1 protein-coding gene and 1 pseudogene are annotated in these 1608 nt (G+C 73.4%); both read left to right on the top strand.

Annotated features, from left to right (window positions below):
- Positions 1-1149 (top strand): glycerophosphoryl diester phosphodiesterase membrane domain-containing protein (locus L0B03_RS17570; protein ID WP_250448267.1); only part of this gene is annotated, 1149 nt, incomplete at its 5' end.
- A pseudogene (locus tag L0B03_RS17575) lies at positions 1142-1608 on the top strand (hypothetical protein); the annotation flags it as partial. The gene L0B03_RS17570 and the pseudogene L0B03_RS17575, both read left to right, overlap by 8 nt.

The raw sequence follows: 1608 nt of genomic DNA on the forward strand, positions 1-1608 counted from the left end.
GGCGCCTCCGGGGCCGAGCAGCCGCCCCAGGCGCCCCCCGTCCCGGCGTACGGGCAGCCCCCTCAGGGCGCCCCCGGGCAGGGGCAGTACGGCCAGCCGCGGCACGGCCAGTACGGCCAGGGTCAGTACGGGCAGGGTCAGTACGGCCAGGCGCAGTACGGGCAGCCCGGTGCCGCCCCCGGGTACCGCCCGCCACCGGTCCAGCGCGGGATCGTCCCGCTGCGCCCCCTGGGCATGGGCGAGATCTTCGACGGCGCCTTCCGCTCGATCCGTGACAACCCGCGGGTCATGTTCGGGGTCAGCGCGATCGTCGTGACCCTCTCGGTGCTCCTCGAGACGTTCGTCCAGTGGTACAGCTTCGGCTTCCTCGGTGACTCCCTGAGCGCTCCGGTCGACCAGCAGGCCGACATGCTCCTGGGCGACGTCGTCGGCCTGGCGGGCGGTTCGGCCCTCTCCGTGGTCGTGTCCCTGGTCTCCACGACCCTGCTGACCGGTCTGCTGATCGTCTCGGTCAGCCGCTCGGTGATCGGTCAGCGTGTCTCCCTCGCCGACGCCTGGCAGCGGGTGCGGCCCCAGCTGTGGCGGCTGCTGCTGCTCACCCTCCTCGTCATGCTGCTGCTCCTCGTGGTGCCGGCGGTCTGGATCGGGGCCGTGGTGGCCCTCGCCGCGGCTGAGCAGTGGGGACCGATGTTCGTCGTCCTGCTGGTCGGCGGTGTCGGGGTGCTCGTCTGGAGCCTGTGGATCAGCGTACGGACGCTGCTCGCGACCCCGGCGCTGATGCTCGAGGAGCAGCGGGTGGTCGCGGGGCTGAAACGCGGGTGGGAGCTCTCGCGCGGGAGCTTCTGGCGCCTGCTGGGCATCTACCTGCTCGTCACCGTCATCGTGGCGACGGTCGCCGGGATCATCGTGTACCCCGCCGCCATGGTGCCGGTCGTCATGCAGCTCGACCCGTTCGGCGGCGCCTCGCTCGCGATCACCGCGGTCGCCGCGATCCTCGCCTCGGTGCTCACCACGCCGTTCCTGGCCTCGGTCGTCGCCCTGCTCTACATCGACCTGCGGATCCGTCGTGAGGGTCTGGACGTCGAGCTGGCCCGTGCTGCCGAGAGCGCCGCTGCCCAGGCCGACACCGGGGCAGGGGGGCGTGCCTGAGGTGCTGCGCACGGTCCTGGGGTCGCTGCCGTCCGCGCTGCGCGACGTCCCGGTCGAGCCTGACGCCGAGACCGCGCGTCGGTGGGCCGTGACGGAGCTCTCCGACCCCGTCTACCACGAGCGTCCGAGCCTGCTCGAGCTCGCTCTCGAGTGGCTCGCTGAGCAGCTCGCCGGGATCGAGACCGCCGCGACCGGTCTCGACGCGCGTGCTGCGGCCCTGATCATCGTCGCCGTCGTCGTGGTGGGTGCCCTGGTCGCCCTGGTGGTGGCCGGCCCGGTCCGTCGGGCACGTGCCGCACGGCGCGGCTCGGCGACGGTCTTCGTGGACGACACCCGAAGCGCCGCCGAGCTGCGGGCCAGCGCGGACGCCCACGCCGCGCAGGGGCGGTGGGCCGAGGCCGTGCTCGACCGCTTCCGCGCCATGCTGCGCTCCCTGGAGGACCGCGCCCAAGTCGGAGG

This window comes from Actinotalea sp. C106 (assembly GCF_023630195.1).
Taxonomy (GTDB): domain Bacteria; phylum Actinomycetota; class Actinomycetes; order Actinomycetales; family Cellulomonadaceae; genus Actinotalea.